The sequence below is a fragment of the Streptomyces griseoluteus genome, from assembly GCF_004784465.1.
Classification (GTDB): Bacteria; Actinomycetota; Actinomycetes; order Streptomycetales; family Streptomycetaceae; genus Streptomyces; species Streptomyces griseoluteus.
This window is the reverse complement of record NZ_SRRU01000002.1, coordinates 300974-317070: the sequence shown is the minus strand read 5'-3', so window position 1 is coordinate 317070 and position 16097 is coordinate 300974. Positions and strand designations below refer to the sequence as shown.

Sequence of the window (16097 nt, the reverse complement as noted above, 5' to 3'; positions counted from 1 at the left end):
GCGGGGCCCCCGTATGGTCATAGAGCCACGCCCCTTGAAGAGGAGCCCCCCATGACCGCGCCCGTAATCCACTCGCTGCGCGAACAGATCCGCGAGCACATCGTGGAGGGCATCGTCAGCGGCCGCTGGCAACCGGGCGAGCGCATCGTGGAGCGAAGGATCGCCACCGAGCTGGAGGTCAGCCAGACCCCCGTCCGGGAGGCCCTCCGCGAACTGGAGTCCCTCCGCCTCATCGAATCGGCCCCCAACAAGGGCGTCCGCGTACGCAACCTGACCGCGGCCGACCTGGAGGAGAGCTACCCCGTCCGGGCCGGCCTGGAAGCCATCGCGGCGGAGCTCGCGGCCGAGACCCTGGCGGAGAGCTGCTCGGCCCTGGAACCCCACGTCGCGGCCCTCTACGAGGCCGACCGCGCCGGAGACGGCACCGGCCAGGTCCGGCACACCGTCGGCTTCCACCGCGAACTCGTCCGCGCCGCCGGCAACTCGGTACTGCTGCACACCTGGGAGGGCCTCGGCATCGAGGTCTTCACCGCCCTGTCGATCCGCTGGCTCGGCACCGTCCAGCAGTCCTACGCCGAGGAGCACGAGGAACTGGTGCAGGCGTTCCAGCGCCGCGACCCCCGGATCGCCGAGCTGGTGAAGGCCCACGTCCTGGGCTGCGCGCCCCGCCCCTGAGCGACACCCCGCTCACCTGGGAAAACAAGGCACCGCGTGCCTGGACGAAAGACACCGGGTGCCTACTTTCGCGTCAAGACCGGGTTTTCGCCCCCAAACCTTTGATCGATCATCGATCAGGGGGTTATTGTCACCGACGGACTTCTACCGAGTTCTCGCCCTGTCCTGCCAAAGACCAAGGGCAACCCCGAACCCTCACCCATGAGGGATCCCCCTTCGACTGAGGAAGGCGGCGAGATGACCGACCCCAACGCCATCCAGCCGAGCGCGCTCGACCAGCTCCCGGACCGCGACCCCGAGGAGACCGCCGAGTGGCGCGCCTCCCTGGACGCCGTGGCCAGGGAAGCGGGCCCGCACCGCGCCGCGTACCTGATGCGGCGCACGCTGGAGCGTGCCGAGGCGGGCGGTGTCGCGCTGCCGAAGCTGCTGGAGACGGACTACGTCAACTCCATCCCCACCGCCGCCGAGCCGGGCGTCCCCGGTGACGAGGCGATGGAGACCCGGATCACCGCGTGGAACCGGTGGAACGCGGCGGCGATGGTGACCCGCGGCAGCAAGTACGGCGTCGGCGGCCACATCGCCACCTTCGCCTCGGCCGCGTGGCTGTACGAGACCGGCTTCAACCACTTCTTCAAGGGCAAGGAGTCCCCGGACGCCGACGGCTCCGGTGACCAGCTCTACATCCAGGGCCACGCCTCCCCCGGCATCTACGCCCGCGCCTTCCTGGACGGGCGGCTGAACGAGGCGCAGCTGGACAACTTCCGCCAGGAGGCGGGCGGCAACGGCCTGCCGTCGTACCCGCACCCGCGCCGGCTGCCCTGGCTGTGGGAGTTCCCGACGGTGTCGATGGGCCTCGGCCCGCTCTCCGCGATCTACCAGGCGCGGTTCAACCGCTACCTGACCAACCGCGGCATCAAGGACGTCTCCGCGTCCCACGTGTGGGCGTTCCTCGGTGACGGCGAGATGGACGAGCCGGAGTCGACGGCGGCCCTCGCGCTCGCCGCGCGTGAGGAGCTGGACAACCTCACGTTCGTCATCAACTGCAACCTGCAGCGCCTGGACGGCCCGGTCCGCGCCAACTTCAAGATCGTGCAGGAGCTGGAGGCCCAGTTCCGGGGCGCCGGCTGGAACGTGGTCAAGACGCTGTGGGGCACCGCCTGGGACGAGCTGTTCCAGCTCGACACCACGGGCGCGCTGGTCCGCCGGCTGCGCCAGGTGCCGGACGCCCAGATCCAGACGTACCAGACGCGCGACGCGGCCTACATCCGCCAGGACTTCTTCGGTGCCGACCCGGCGCTGGTGGAGATGGCGAAGCTGCTCAGCGACGACAAGATCCTCGAGTGCTTCCACCTGTCGCGCGGCGGTCACGAGGCCCGCAAGGTCTTCGCCGCGTACAAGGCGGCCGTCGAGCACAAGGGCGCGCCGACCGTGATCCTGGCCCAGACGGTCAAGGGCCACACCCTCGGTCCGGGCTTCGCCTCCAAGAACGCCAACCACCAGATGAAGAAGCTCTCGGTGGACGAGTTCAAGGCGATGCGGGACCTGCTGGAGCTGCCCATCGCCGACAGCGCGTTCGCCGACGGGCAGGTGCCCTACGGCCACCCGGGCGCCGACTCCCCCGAGGTCCGCTACCTCCAGGAGCGCCGCGCGGCCCTCGGCGGTCCGGCCCCGGCCCGCCGGGTGCACCCCCTCGCGCCGCTGCCCGCCCCGGCGGAGAAGGCGTTCACCTCCTTCGACAAGGGTTCCGGCTCGCAGAACGTCGCCACCACCATGGCGTTCGTCCGCCTGGTCAAGGACCTGGTCCGCGACAAGGAGACCGGCAAGCGCTGGGTGCCGATCGTCCCCGACGAGGCGCGCACCTTCGGCATGGAGTCGCTGTTCCCGTCGCTCGGCATCTACTCGCCCAAGGGCCAGACGTACGAGCCGGTCGACCGCGACCAGCTGATGTACTACAAGGAGGCCAAGAACGGCCAGATCCTCAACGAGGGGATCACCGAGGCCGGTTCGATGGCCGACTTCATCGCCGCGTCCACCGCGTACGCGACGCACGGCGAGGCGATGATCCCGTTCTACATCTTCTACTCGATGTTCGGCTGGCAGCGCACGGCCGACCAGATGTGGCAGCTCGGCGACCAGCTCGGCCGCGGCTTCCTCGTCGGCGCGACGGCGGGCCGTACGACCCTCACGGGCGAGGGCCTCCAGCACGCCGACGGTCACTCCCCGGTGATCGCCGCGACCAACCCGGCCGCGCTGACGTACGACCCGGCGTTCGCCTACGAGGTCGCCGCGATCGTCAAGGAGGGTCTGCGCCGGATGTACGGCGAGGCCGCGCCGGGCGAGGACAGGGACGTCTTCTACTACCTGACGGTCTACAACGAGCCGATGCCGCAGCCGGCCAAGCCCGCCGTGCCCGGCATCGACGAGGGCATCGTCAAGGGCCTGTACCGGTTCAACACGGCCGAGTCCGCGGGCGTCACCGTCCCGGCGAACGCCCCGCGCATCCAGCTCCTGGGCTCGGGTACGGCGATCCACTGGGCGCTGGACGCGCAGCGGATGCTGGCCGAGGAGTGGGGCGTGGCCGCCGACGTGTGGTCCGCGACCTCCTGGTCCGAGCTGCGCCGTGACGCGATGGACGCCGACGCGGCCCTGCTGCGCGGCGAGGAGCGGGTGCCGTTCGTGCGGCGGGCGCTGCAGGGTGCCGAGGGTCCGGTCCTCGCGGTCTCCGACTACATGCGCCAGGTCCCGGACCAGATCGCGCAGTGGGTCGACCAGGACTGGTCCTCGCTCGGTGCGGACGGCTTCGGCCTCTCCGACACCCGCGCGGCGGCCCGCCGGCACTTCGGTGTGGACGCCGAGTCGATCGTGGTCGCGGCCCTGGCCCAGCTCGCCCGGCGCGGCGCGGTCAAGGCGGCGGCGGTGAAGGAAGCCCGCGAGAAGTACGGGCTGTGACCACCTGAGGTCCGGTGAAGGGGTACGGCGTGCTGCCGTACCCCTTCCTCCTTTTACCGTGCCGTTCCGCGTGCGGGGTGGGGGTGGAGGCCCGATGCTGGTGGCGTGATGGACGAGACGGAGTTCTGGGAGCTGATCGACGCCACCCGCGAGGCCGCCGAGGGCGACCCCGAGGAGCAGGCCGACCTGCTGGTGGACCGGCTGCTCCAGTTCGACCCGGACATGGTGCTGGACTTCGCCCGTCACTTCGAGGCCCGCTACAACCGCGCCTACCGCTGGGATCTGTGGGGCGCGGCCTCGCTCCTGATGGGCGGCGCGAGCGACGACGCCTTCGACTACTTCCGCTGCTGGCTCATCGGCCAGGGCCGCGAGGTCTTCGAGGGCGCCCTCCACGACCCCGACTCCCTCGCGGAGCTCCTCGACGAGTTCGACGACGAGATGGACGGCGACGGCGAGGAACTCGGCTACGCGGCGGACGAGGCGTACGAACGCCTGACCGGCACGGTGGCCCCCGACCTGGGCATCGCCCCCGCCCCCGGCGAACCCTCCGGCACCCCGATCGACTTCGAGAACGACGGCATCCTGGCGGACCGGTACCCAGCCCTGTGGGACCGCTTCAAGCCCTAGCGGGTGCGGCCCTGGAGGTGGGCTGCTTTCGCCCGGATCGCGGGGAGGGTGGCGGTGAGGGCGGCGCCGGGGCAGGTGGTGGCGTAGCCGGTGTTGTGGCCGGCTACGGCGGGGAAGGTGGCGGGGGTGCCCGTGCGGTAGCGGCTGAGACCACTGGTGGAGGTCAGGCGTACGCGGGCGCGGGGGTCGGTGCCGGAGAGGCCGAGCTTCCAGGCGGCGAGCGCGGCGATGGCGTCGGTCATGGCCGGGGGGACCCCCGCACCCGCGGTGAAGGTGCCGAGCGCCGCGATGCCCGTCGAGCGGTGGTTGAACCCCTGGGTGTGGGCCCCGGTGACCGCCCGGTCGGCACCTCCGGCACGTCCCTCGTAGATGGTGCCGCAGCGGTCGACGAGGAAGTTGTAGCCGATGTCGTCCCAGTGCCGGGCCCCGGTCTGGCCGGAGTACAGCGAGCGGATGATGCGCGGGGCGTCGGCGCAGTCGTAGTCGTTCGGCGAGGCGGTGTGGTGGACGAAGACGGCGACGACCCGGTCGTCGTAGCGCGGCGGGGGCTGGCGGCGCAGGGTGGCCCGGTCGAGCCAGGCGGAGCGGGGCAGGATGGCCGGGCGGGGCGCGCGGTGGGCGACGAGGGCGGCGCTCGGCGCGGGACGCGCGAGGTGGGCGGGGTGGGCGGGGTGAGCCGTGACGGCGCGCTCGCTGCCCCCTACGAGCAGCAGCACGGCGGCGACGGCAGTCAGGGCCGGCAGGACACCGGGCAGGCGCGCGATACGCCACGGACGCGTCCAGTTCATGATCCCACTGTCGGTCCGGCGCGGCGGGTCCGCGATGTGTGGTGTGCCACCCGGTGGAACCATCGTCCAGGTCCGGGGCGTTTCCGTGGGTACACGCCTACGGGAAGCCCCCGGGCGTACTACTGATCAGCGGGCCTGCCCCGTCCGTATTGGAGGGTCCGACAGAAAGGCGGCTTCGTGGATCTGCTCGACGTGCTGCTCGTGCTGGTGGTCCTGCTGTACGCGGCCTCCGGTTACCGGCGGGGGCTGGTGGCCGGCTGTGTCTCGCTGGCCGGCTTCCTGGGCGGCGCGGCGGTCGGCGTGTGGGCGCTGCCGTGGGTGACGGGGCTGGTGACGCGCGGTTCGGCGGCGGCCACCGTGATCGCGGTCCTCACCGTGCTGGTGCCGGGCATGATCGGGCACGAGCTGGCGGGCCGCCTGGCGCTCAGCCTGCGCAGCCGGATGGACCGGTCGGGCAGCGGCCCCCTGCGGGTGGCGGACGGCATCGGGGGCGCCGCGGCCAACGGGGTCGCCGTACTCCTCGTGGCGTGGGTAGCGGCGAGCGTGCTGGGCGCGGCGCCCTCGCAGACGGTGACCACGGCGATCCGCAACTCCGCCCTGCTGGGCGCGGTGCAGCGGGCGATGCCGGAGACCACCCCCGCCTGGTTCTCGCGGGCCACCTCCGCGCTGACGGAGGCGGGCTTCCCGCAGGTCTTCAACCCCTTCGAGAACGAGTCGACCGCGCAGGTGGCCGAGCCCTCCGGCGACAGCGTGACGCCGGCGGCCACGCAGGCGGCCCGGCGCAGCACGGTGAAGATCGAGGGCTCGGCGGGCGCCGAGGGCCGCGAGGGCAGCGGCTTCGTGTACGCCCCGCGCCGGGTGATGACCAACGCGCACGTGGTGGCCGGCATCGACAACCCCACGGTACGGATCGGCGGGGTCGGCCGGGTGTACCAGGCGCGGGTGGTGCTGTTCGACCCCGACAAGGACGTGGCGGTGCTGTACGTACCGGATCTGCGCGCCCCGGTGCTCCCCTTCGACTCCTCCGCCCGGCGCGGCGAGTCGGCGGTGGTCGCGGGCTACCCGCAGGACGGCAGCCTGGACCTCCAGGCGGCGACGGTGGCGAACCGGGTGCGGGCGACCGGCCAGAACATCTACAGCGACCGCACGGTCACCCGCGAGATCTACTCCGTCCGCTCCACCGTCCTGCCGGGCAACTCCGGCGGCCCGCTGCTCACCACGGACGGCCGGGTCTTCGGCGTGGTCTTCGCCCGCTCCACCTCCAGCTCCGAGACGGGGTACGCGCTCACGGCGGCGGAGGTCTCGGCGGACGCCCGGCGCGCGAAGACGGCGACGGCGCCGGTGGACACGGGTGAGCTGATCACGTCGTAAGGAGTAGGCGGCCGCCCTGATTCCGGGCCCGCGGGGCATGCTGGGATCATGGACTCTTCCCGAATCGCGGTGGCCGGCGCCTCCGGTCTCATCGGCAGCGCCCTGGTGCGGTCCCTCACCGACGACGGGCACCAGGTCGTGCGGCTGGTCCGGCGCGAGCCGCAGGGCCCGGACGAGGTCCGCTGGGACCCCCAGGAGAGTTACGTGGACGCGGCCGGGCTGGCCGGCGTCGACGCGGTGGTGAACCTGGCGGGCGCGGGGATCGGCGACAAGCGCTGGACGCCGGAGTACAAACGGGTGATCCGGGACAGCCGGGTGTTCGGCACGACCGCGCTCGCGGAGGCCGCCGCCTCCCTGCCGGAGCCGCCGCGCGTCTTCGTGGGCGGCAGCGCGATCGGCTTCTACGGCGAGACCGGCGACCGGATCACCGACGAGGACGCCCCGCCCGGCGAGGGGTTCCTGCCCTCGGTGTGCGAGGAGTGGGAGGAGGCGGCCGCACCGGTGCGGGAGGCGGGCGTACGGACGGTGTTCGTGCGCACCGGGCTGGTGGTGTCCTCCGCGGGCGGGGCGTGGGCCAAGATGTTCCCGCTGTTCAAGGCGGGGCTCGGCGGGCGGCTGGGCAGCGGCAGGCAGTACTGGTCGTACATCGCGCTGCACGACGAGGTGGCCGCGATCCGGCACATCCTGGACCGCGAGGACCTGTCCGGGCCGTTCAACCTGACCGCGCCGCACCCGCTGACCAACCAGGAGATCACCGAGGCGATGGGCCGGGTGCTGCACCGGCCGACGCCGTTCCCGGTGCCGGCGGCGGTGCTGCGGACGGCGCTGGGCGGGATGGCGGAGGACGTGCTGGGCAGTCAGCGGGTGGTGCCCAAGCGGCTGTTGGAGTCCGGGTTCCAGTTCGCCTTCCCCGGCATCGAGGACACGATCCGCGCGGCGGAGTAGTCCGGCGGCATAGGCGCGATCCTGACGGGCACCGAGCGGTCATGAACGTATGCGACCGCCGTGCGACCGTGCCCTGCCGGTGCGCGACTGGCAGTGACCGGCATTGACCCTAACCTCGACCCGAACTCGCGTATCCGGCGGGCCAGTTGAGGGCATGACCTCTCCACCGGCCGCGCAACCACAGGAGGGGCCTCGTGCTTGAGCCCGCGTACCAGGTGGACGTCGTCGTCGTGGGGGCCGGGGCCGCCGGACTCTCGGCGGCCCATCGGCTGACCAGCGCAGGAGTGACGACCGCAGTCCTGGAGGCCGCCCCGGAGGTGGGCGGCCGCATGTCGACCGAGAGGGTCGACGGCTTCCGTCTCGACCGCGTCGGACGGCCCCTGACCACCCCCGGCACCGAGCTGCGCACCGTACCGGGCCTGGAACCGCTCGCGCTGCGGCAGTTCGCGCCCGGCGTGCTGCTGCACCGGGACGGCCGCAGGCACCGCGCGGGCACCCCGGCACCCGTAGGGGGCGCAAGGGGCGCACTCCATGTGGCGCGCGCCCTGGCGAGCGCCCCCAGGGGGCCGGTCGCCGTGCTGCCCGGCCGGACCGGGACACCGGTCGGCGGGGCGTGGGACCAGGCCCGGCTGAACGCCGCGCTGGCCCGGATCGCGGCCACCCCGGTGGACCGGCTGCTGGCCCGCCCGGAGCAGGCCGCGGCCGACGCGCTGGCGGCGCGCGGGGTTCCCGCCCGTACCGTCGACGCCTTCCTGAGGCCGCTGCTCGCCACGCTGCTGTGCGACCCGGAGCTGACCACGTCCAGCCGGGGCGCCGACCTCGCCCTGCGAGCGTTCGCCGGGGGCCGGCTGAGCGTGCCGGAGGGGGGCGCGGAGGTACTGCCCGAGCTGCTGGCGCGCACCCTGCCGCCGGGTACCGTGCGGACCGGGGTGCGGGTCACCTCGGTCTCCACCACCTCGGTCACCACCGCCGAGCACGGCGTACTGCGCTGTCGCGCGGTCCTGCTGGCGACGGACGCCCGTGCGGCTGCCGAGCTGCTGCCGGGGCTCCGCGTCCCCGGCTTCCACCCGGTCACCGTCGTCCACCACACCACCGACGATCCGGGCCCGGCACTGTCCACGGGCACCTCGCTGCTGCTGGACGCGGACCGGGGCGGCCCGGTCGCGCACACGGCGGTCATCAGCAATGTCGACCCGAGCCGCGTCCCGGCCGGCCGCACCCTGATCTCCTCCACGGTGCTCGGCACCCCGCCCGAAGACGTGGACGCCGCCGTCCGCACGCACCTGTCCCGCCTGTACGGCACACCCACCAACCGCTGGGAAACCCTGGCGGTCCACCACACCCCGGACGCCGTCCCGGCCACCCGTCCCGCCTACGACCCCCACCGCCCGGTACGCCTCCTGGCGGGCCTCTACGTCTGCGGCGACCACCGGGACACCCCCACCCTCCAGGGCGCCCTCCACTCGGCCACCCGAGCCACCACGGCCATCCTGACGGACCTGGGAGCCACGGCGTCGATGCACCTGGCGGACCCCCCGGCATCGATGCCACGGGCGGCCTGACAGGGAGCCCCGGCCGACCCACCCGGACCGGGCCGGCCGGGCCCCCGCCCCTCCCCCGTGCGCGGGCCCGCGCCCCGGTGGGCCCACGCGCCCTGCCGGGGCCCACCGCGCAGCGATGACCACGGCCCGTGCACCTGGCGGGCCCCCGCGACGATGCCCGGCCGGCCCAGCCCCCAGGGGGCGCCTCCAGTAGCGGACGCCCCCTCTGTCGCTACCCCAGCGCCGCAACCCGCTCCCGGTACCCGCGGGCCGGGGCCGCGTCGCGGTAGGGCTCCAGGCGGCGTTCGAAGTCGCGGATGTACTCCACCGCGCGGACCGAGCGCATGTCGGCGGCCTGGGCGGCGGCCTCGGCGGCGAGGGTGCAGGCCTGGTCGAGGTCGCCGAGGCCCAGCCGGGCGGTCGCCAGGACGACGCGGGAGAAGAGCCGGCTGCGGGCGTGCGCGGCGGAGCGCAGCCGGAGCGAGCGCTCGGCGTGCTGGGCGGCCGCCCGGAACTGGTGGAGGTCCCGGTGGCAGTGGCCGAGCTCGTCGGCGAGCTGGGCCTCGTCGAAGAAGCGCGCCCAGTGCGGCACGTCGTCGCCGGGCCGGGCCGTCTCCAGAGAGCGTTCGGCGCGTACCAGCGCGCCGGTGCACGCCCGCGTCTCACCGAGGACGGCGTGCGCCCGCGCCTCCGCCGCGTGCAGCAGGGCCTGCACGACGGGCGCCGCGCCGGTCCCGACCCCCTGCTGGGCTACCCGCGCCAGCTGCACCGCCTCCCGCCCGTGCCCGAGGTAGACGGCCTGGCGGCTCATGGTGACCAGCACGTACGAGCCGTAGGCGCGGTCCCCGGCCGCCTGGGCGAGCCGCAGGGCCTGCACGAAGTACCGCTGGGCGAGCCCGTGCGCGGCGATGTCGTAGGAGGTCCAGCCGGCGAGCCGGGTGAGGTCGGCGGCCGCGCCGAACAGCCTGCGGCCGGTCTGCTCGGAGTAGCTGCCGCGCAGCATCGGCTCGCACTCGTGCTCCAGGTAGCGCACGAGCGCCTGCCGGGCGTGCCCGCCGCCGTACTGGTCGTCCAGCGCCCGGAACAGCTCCCCCACCGAGCGCAGCGCGGCGAGGTCCCCGCCGGTCACCCGGTGCCCGGAGGGGCGCTCGGCGGGGGGTGCGGGGGCGCGGGCGGGCCCGGCCTGCGCCGGTACCCGGACGGCAGGGTCGCGCGCCACCCGGTCGTCGGCCTTGCCGATCAGCCAGTCCCGGCTGGGCACGACCAGCCCCGCCGGCGTGAAGGCGATCTTGCGCAGCTCGGCATGGCTGCCCGAGTCCTTGCGCCACAGCCCGCTGACGATGTCGACGGCCTCCTCGGGCGTGCCCGCGAACTCCAGCCCGGCGTACACCGGCGCGCACGCGTCCAGCCCGAGGTCCTGGGCGGTGAGCCGGCGGCCGAGGCGGCGGGTGAAGACCTCGGCGATCAGCGCGGGAGTGGTCCCGCGCGGCTGCTGGCCGCGCAGCCAGCGGGTGACGGAGGTCTTGTCGTATCTGAGGTCCAGCCCGTGTTCCAGGCCGAGCTGATCGACGCGACGGGCCAGACCCGCGTTGGAGAACCCCGCCTCTGCGATGAGCGCGGCGAGCTGGCGGTTGGGGGTGCGCTGCGCGGGTCGGTCCGTCATGTGCGGTGCGGTCTCCTGCCTGACAGGCCACTGAGGTGCCGGGACGGGCTGTGAACAGCCCTTTTGGCCTCACGAACGGCGCGAATGTAGCGGAGAGTGAACAAGTGGTCGCACAGTTCCCCGTACATTCATCCGATCGTGTGAGGATTACCCGCGCGGCTGACGTCACCCGCCCGGACGTACAGTGGCGTGGGCGCCGTACGCGCCTGACAGACCCGACGAGGGGTGCCCGGCTTAGGGAGGCGCTTGCCGTGAGTGACTTGCGGTTCGTCCACATGGGGTTCGGCGCGGACGCCGTCGACTACCAGGAGGCGTGGGACGAGCAGCGCCGGGTGCACGCCGCCCGGTTCGCCGACGAGATCCCCGACACCGTGCTGCTGCTGGAACACCCCCCGGTGTACACGGCCGGCCGCCGCACCGACCCGAGCGAGCGCCCGCTGGACGGCACCCCCGTGATCGACGTGGACCGCGGCGGCAAGATCACCTGGCACGGTCCGGGCCAGCTCGTCGGCTACCCGATCCAGAAGCTCCCCCGCCCCGTGGACGTCATCGCCCATGTCCGGCGCCTGGAGGAGGCCCTGATCCGCGCCTGCGCGGAGTACGGGCTTGAGACCACCCGCGTCGAGGGCCGCAGCGGCGTCTGGGTGCTGGGCGACCCGGTCGAGCAGCGTCTCGGCGGTCTCTCCCTCGACTTCGATCCCCGGATCGCCGACGAGGAGTTCGACCCCCGGATGAACGGCCCGGAGTACGCCCCCTCCAACGCGGGCCAGCGCCGCGAGGACCGCAAGATCGCCGCGATCGGCATCCGCGTGGCCAAGGGCGTCACCATGCACGGCTTCGCCCTCAACGTGAACCCCGACAACCGCTGGTTCGACCGCATCATCCCGTGCGGCATCCGCGACGCCGGTGTCGCCTCGCTCGCGAACGAGCTGGGCCGGGACATCACGATCGAGGAGGTCGTGCCCGTGGTCGAACGCCACTTGCGCGAGGTCATGGCCGAGGCCGTCCTCGCCCCCAGGGTGATCGAGAAGCCCGCCGCGGTCTGATCCGGGAATGCGGCCTGCGTCCGCGAGGTTTTCGCCCCCGGTAGGACCCCATGAACACGGGCGTACCCTGGTGTACGCCGAAGAATCGAAGACTTACTTCGCAACAAGCAGGGAGCCGGTCGTGTCCGCAGTCGCACCCGACGGACGCAAGATGCTGCGCCTGGAGGTCCGTAACAGCCAGACCCCCATCGAGCGCAAGCCCGAGTGGATCAAGACGCGGGCGAAAATGGGCCCCGAGTACACCAAGATGCAGAACCTCGTGAAGAGCGAGGGCCTGCACACCGTGTGCCAGGAGGCCGGCTGCCCGAACATCTACGAGTGCTGGGAGGACCGCGAGGCGACCTTCCTCATCGGTGGCGACCAGTGCACCCGGCGCTGCGACTTCTGCCAGATCGACACCGGCAAGCCCGAGGCCCTGGACCGGGACGAGCCGCGCCGCGTGGGCGAGTCCGTGGTCACCATGGACCTCAACTACGCCACGATCACCGGCGTCGCCCGCGACGACCTGGAGGACGGCGGCGCCTGGCTGTACGCCGAGACCGTGCGCCAGATCCACGCCCAGACCGCGGGCCGCGAGGCCGGCCGCACCAAGGTCGAACTGCTGGCCCCCGACTTCAACGCGGTGCCCGAGCAGCTCGCCGAGGTGTTCGAGTCCCGCCCCGAGGTCTTCGCGCACAACGTCGAGACGGTCCCGCGCATCTTCAAGCGCATCCGTCCCGGCTTCCGCTACGAGCGCTCGCTGAAGGTCATCACCGAGGCCCGCGACTTCGGCCTGGTCACCAAGTCCAACCTGATCCTGGGCATGGGCGAGACCCGCGAGGAGGTCGTGGAGGCGCTCCAGCAGCTCCACGACGCCGGCTGCGAGCTGGTCACCATCACCCAGTACCTGCGTCCCTCCGTGCGCCACCACCCCGTCGAGCGCTGGGTCAAGCCGCAGGAGTTCGTGGAGCTGAAGGAGGAGGCCGAGCGGATCGGCTTCTCCGGTGTGATGTCGGGCCCGCTGGTCCGCTCCTCCTACCGCGCCGGGCGCCTTTACCAGATGGCGATCGAGAAGCGTGGTGACTACATCGCCGCCCAGGCGGTGTGAGCAAGTCGTGTGAAATCACGCACAAGTTCCTACTGGCCAGTAATGGCCGAGTCGACGCGGTCCCGTCCGTCCTCGCTGATGAGGGCGCATGGCGGGGCCGCGTCGGCGTGTACGGAACCCGAGCCGAGGCTTCACCACCGTTTGACCGGTCGGTCACGCACTGGTAACACCGAACAGTGACCCTGGAATCACGCCCCGTACACCACCCGTACCGAGGGGGGACCTCGATCATGCAGGCCGCACCCGTCCGCGCCACCGCCATCCCGTCCTTCGCCGTCGCCCTCCGCGCGGTCGAGACGCTGCTGCTTCAGGGCGGCCAGCGCACCGCCCGCCGCAACGCCTGGACCTCCGTCCTGGAGGACCGTCGCCGCGCCAAGGACCGGGTCGAGGCGCAGCAGTTCCTGGACCGCGCCGCCACCCGTCCGTAACCCCCGCCCTACGCCGGGCACCGCCGTCGAGAGTGCTCCCGCGGCCACGTAGACTCGTGAGCATGGCGAGGAAGGAAACCGCGGCGGACGCCGCGAGCGCAGGGCGACTGAAGCAGATCGCCCTCACGTACAAGATGACCCGCAAGGCCGACAAGACGATCGGTCTTGTACTCGCGGCTGTCGGGCTCGGCATTTTCGCCGTCCTCCTCGTGATCGGCTTCCTGATCGGGCACCCCGTCTACGGCGGCATCCTGGGTCTGCTGCTCGGTCTGCTGGCGACGGCGATCGTGTTCGGGCGCCGGGCCGAGCGGGCCGCGTTCGGGCAGATGGAGGGCCAGCCGGGTGCGGCCGCCGCGGTACTGGACAACATCGGCCGGGGCTGGGCGACCACCCCCGCGGTGGCGATGAACCGCAGCCAGGACGTGGTGCACCGCGCGGTCGGCAAGGCCGGCATCGTGCTGGTGGCCGAGGGCAACCCGAACCGGGTGAAGAGCCTGCTTGCGGCCGAGAAGAAGAAGATGAACCGCATCGTCGCGGACGTGCCGGTGCACGACGTCATCGTCGGTGACGGTGAGGGCCAGGTCCCGCTGAAGAAGCTGCGGACGACCATGCTGAAGTATCCGCGGGTGCTGACCGGCCCCCAGGTGACCGCCACCAACGACCGGCTGCGGGCGCTGGGCGACCTGATGAGCAACATGCCGCTTCCCAAGGGTCCGATGCCGAAGGGCATGCGGATGCCGAAGGGCGGCGGCAGGGGCCGCTAGTTCCTACGACATGAGAAGGGGCGCCCGGAGAGTCTCCGGGCGCCCCTTCTCATGTCTTCTCATGTCCGACGCCGCTAGATCCTGACCTCGACGGTCCTGGCGAGCCGGTCGTGCAGACCGCGGCCGTCGCGGTCCCAGACCAGCGCGGGGACGGCCAGGCAGAGCAGGAAGGTGCGCAGCAAAGCGCGCAGCGGGCTGACGGTGCCGGTCTCCAGGGCGACCACGCGCAGCCCGAACAGGCGCTTGCCCGGCGTGGAGCCGAGGGTGCCCACGGTGAGCGCGCTCATCGCGAAGAAGACGAGCAGGGCCCAGTTGCTGGTGGCCGGGGAGTTGCCGTGGGTGATCAGGCCGTATGCGATCAGCACGCACAGCCCCCAGTCCACGGCGAGCGCGCCGAGCCGGCGACCCGGACGGGCGATCGAGTTCGGTCCGGTCTCCGGCAGGCCGAGCTGCTCGCCCCGGTACCCGAAGTCGGCGCCCGCTTCTTCCATGGCCGCCCTGGGCCCGGAGAGCCACGACCCCATCACTTCCCTGTTGTCCACCCGACCACGGTACTGCGCCCGCTTTCGGGCAGTACGCGCAGGGGTGTGTCGGAGCTACGGTGTAAGAGTGGCTGGTTAACTTCTGCGAAACAAACGAGTCACGCCCGAGAAATCACCCGTCCCTAGGGTCGGGACCAGCGTGTGCCACCGCACTGGCCGCACGAGACGATCTACCACCCCGGCGGGAACGGTCGGGAGTAGGAGGAGCTGGATGTTCCAGAACGCCGACGAGGCCAAGAAGTTCATCGCGGACGAGGACGTCAAGTTCGTCGACGTCAGGTTCTGCGACCTGCCGGGCGTCATGCAGCACTTCACCGTGCCCGTCGAGGCGTTCGACCCGGACGAGGAGCTGGCGTTCGACGGCTCGTCGATCCGCGGCTTCCAGGCCATCCACGAGTCCGACATGGCGCTCCGCGCGGACCTGTCGACGTCCCGCGTGGACCCCTTCCGCCGCGACAAGACGCTGAACATCAACTTCTTCATCCACGACCCGATCACGGGCGAGCAGTACTCCCGTGACCCGCGCAACGTGGCGAAGAAGGCGGAGGCGTACCTCGCGTCCACCGGCATCGCCGACACCGCGTTCTTCGGCCCCGAGGCCGAGTTCTACGTGTTCGACAGCGTGCGCTTCAAGACCGCCGAGAACGAGGCGTTCTACCACATCGACTCCGAGGCGGGTGCCTGGAACACCGGGGCGCTCGAGGACAACCGGGGTTACAAGGTCCGCTACAAGGGCGGCTACTTCCCGGTCCCGCCGGTCGACCACTTCGCCGACCTGCGTGCCGAGATCTCCCTGGAGCTGGACAAGGCCGGCCTCAAGGTCGAGCGCCAGCACCACGAGGTGGGCACGGCCGGCCAGGCCGAGATCAACTACAAGTTCAACACGCTGCTCGCCGCCGCGGACGACCTCCAGCTCTTCAAGTACATCGTGAAGAACGTGGCCTGGCGCAACGGCAAGACCGCGACCTTCATGCCGAAGCCGATCTTCGGCGACAACGGCTCGGGCATGCACGTCCACCAGTCGCTGTGGTCGGGCGGCGCCCCGCTCTTCTACGACGAGGCCGGTTACGCGGGCCTGTCGGACATGGCGCGCTACTACATCGGCGGCATCCTGAAGCACGCGCCGTCGCTGCTGGCCTTCACCAACCCGACGGTGAACTCCTACCACCGTCTGGTGCCGGGCTTCGAGGCGCCGATCAACCTGGTGTACTCGCAGCGCAACCGCTCCGCGGCGATGCGTATCCCGATCACGGGCTCCAACCCGAAGGCCAAGCGCGTCGAGTTCCGCGCCCCGGACTCCTCCGGCAACCCGTACCTCGCCTTCTCCGCGCTGCTCCTGGCGGGCCTGGACGGCATCAAGAACAAGATCGAGCCGGCCGAGCCGATCGACAAGGACCTCTACGAGCTGGCCCCCGAGGAGCACGCGGGCGTCGCCCAGGTCCCCACCTCCCTCCCGGCCGTCCTCGACCGCCTCGAGGCCGACCACGACTTCCTCCTCCAGGGCGACGTCTTCACCCCGGACCTGATCGAGACGTGGATCGACTACAAGCGGACCAACGAGATCGCCCCGCTGCAGCTGCGTCCGCACCCGCACGAGTTCGAGCTGTACTACGACGTGTGATCGCCGCTGCCTGAACCCAGGCGCTGCCCCCGTCTCCTTCGTGGAGGCGG

General features: G+C 72.0%; 14 protein-coding genes. 11 read left to right on the top strand and 3 right to left on the bottom strand.

The window, feature by feature from the left end:
* The first annotated feature begins 51 nt into the window (after positions 1–51).
* From E5082_RS06900 to E5082_RS06890, 3 genes are all read left to right on the top strand, one after another.
* Positions 52–675, top strand: a complete 624-nt coding sequence (locus tag E5082_RS06900) for a GntR family transcriptional regulator (RefSeq protein ID WP_135790384.1) — start codon at positions 52–54, stop codon at positions 673–675.
* Positions 676–912: 237 nt separating this feature from the next.
* Complete coding sequence (aceE, locus tag E5082_RS06895; RefSeq protein WP_135790383.1) at positions 913–3624, top strand: pyruvate dehydrogenase (acetyl-transferring), homodimeric type; 2712 nt, start codon at positions 913–915, stop codon at positions 3622–3624.
* A 108-nt stretch (positions 3625–3732) separates the two neighbouring features.
* Entirely contained in the window at positions 3733–4251 is a 519-nt protein-coding gene (locus E5082_RS06890; RefSeq protein WP_167514014.1) for a DUF4240 domain-containing protein, read from the top strand.
* Here E5082_RS06890 and E5082_RS06885 read toward each other — a convergent pair.
* Positions 4248–5039, bottom strand: a complete 792-nt coding sequence (locus E5082_RS06885; RefSeq protein WP_229918676.1) for a peptidoglycan recognition protein family protein — start codon at positions 5037–5039, stop codon at positions 4248–4250. The two genes, E5082_RS06890 and E5082_RS06885, sit on opposite strands and share 4 nt — an antisense overlap.
* A gap of 177 nt (positions 5040–5216) precedes the next feature.
* Between E5082_RS06885 and E5082_RS06880 the strand changes: the two genes are divergently transcribed.
* The 3 genes from E5082_RS06880 to E5082_RS06870 all read left to right on the top strand — a co-directional run bounded on the left by E5082_RS06880 (position 5217) and on the right by E5082_RS06870 (position 8917).
* Complete coding sequence (locus E5082_RS06880; protein WP_135790380.1) at positions 5217–6410, top strand: MarP family serine protease; 1194 nt, start codon at positions 5217–5219, stop codon at positions 6408–6410.
* 48 nt (positions 6411–6458) lie between these two features.
* Positions 6459–7355: a TIGR01777 family oxidoreductase gene (locus tag E5082_RS06875; RefSeq protein ID WP_135790379.1), complete on the top strand. Its 897-nt coding sequence runs from the start codon at positions 6459–6461 to the stop codon at positions 7353–7355.
* Positions 7356–7549: 194 nt separating this feature from the next.
* Positions 7550–8917: an FAD-dependent oxidoreductase gene (locus tag E5082_RS06870; RefSeq protein ID WP_135790378.1), complete on the top strand. Its 1368-nt coding sequence runs from the start codon at positions 7550–7552 to the stop codon at positions 8915–8917.
* A gap of 211 nt (positions 8918–9128) precedes the next feature.
* Here E5082_RS06870 and E5082_RS06865 read toward each other — a convergent pair whose 3' ends face one another.
* Complete coding sequence (locus tag E5082_RS06865; RefSeq protein ID WP_135790377.1) at positions 9129–10559, bottom strand: NsdA family TPR-like regulatory protein; 1431 nt, start codon at positions 10557–10559, stop codon at positions 9129–9131.
* A gap of 251 nt (positions 10560–10810) precedes the next feature.
* Between E5082_RS06865 and lipB the strand changes: the two genes are divergently transcribed.
* The 4 genes from lipB to E5082_RS06845 all read left to right on the top strand — a co-directional run bounded on the left by lipB (position 10811) and on the right by E5082_RS06845 (position 13884).
* Positions 10811–11605, top strand: a complete 795-nt coding sequence (gene lipB, locus E5082_RS06860) for a lipoyl(octanoyl) transferase LipB (RefSeq protein ID WP_135790376.1) — start codon at positions 10811–10813, stop codon at positions 11603–11605.
* A 121-nt stretch (positions 11606–11726) separates the two neighbouring features.
* Positions 11727–12692: a lipoyl synthase gene (gene lipA / locus E5082_RS06855; protein ID WP_135790375.1), complete on the top strand. Its 966-nt coding sequence runs from the start codon at positions 11727–11729 to the stop codon at positions 12690–12692.
* 230 nt (positions 12693–12922) lie between these two features.
* A complete protein-coding gene (locus E5082_RS06850) occupies positions 12923–13120 on the top strand; it encodes an SCO2195 family GlnR-regulated protein (protein WP_130334211.1) in 198 nt (65 codons plus the stop codon).
* A gap of 62 nt (positions 13121–13182) precedes the next feature.
* Complete coding sequence (locus tag E5082_RS06845; protein WP_030807686.1) at positions 13183–13884, top strand: DUF4191 domain-containing protein; 702 nt, start codon at positions 13183–13185, stop codon at positions 13882–13884.
* 74 nt (positions 13885–13958) lie between these two features.
* Here the strand turns inward: E5082_RS06845 and E5082_RS06840 are convergent, their stop codons facing one another.
* Positions 13959–14426, bottom strand: a complete 468-nt coding sequence (locus tag E5082_RS06840; protein ID WP_135790374.1) for an RDD family protein — start codon at positions 14424–14426, stop codon at positions 13959–13961.
* Between the two features lie 211 nt (positions 14427–14637).
* Here E5082_RS06840 and glnA point away from each other — a divergent pair, with 211 nt between their 5' ends.
* Positions 14638–16047 (top strand): type I glutamate--ammonia ligase, encoded by a 1410-nt coding sequence (glnA, locus tag E5082_RS06835; RefSeq protein ID WP_030807690.1) that lies wholly within the window; start codon positions 14638–14640, stop codon positions 16045–16047.
* The last annotated feature ends 50 nt before the right edge of the window (positions 16048–16097 follow it).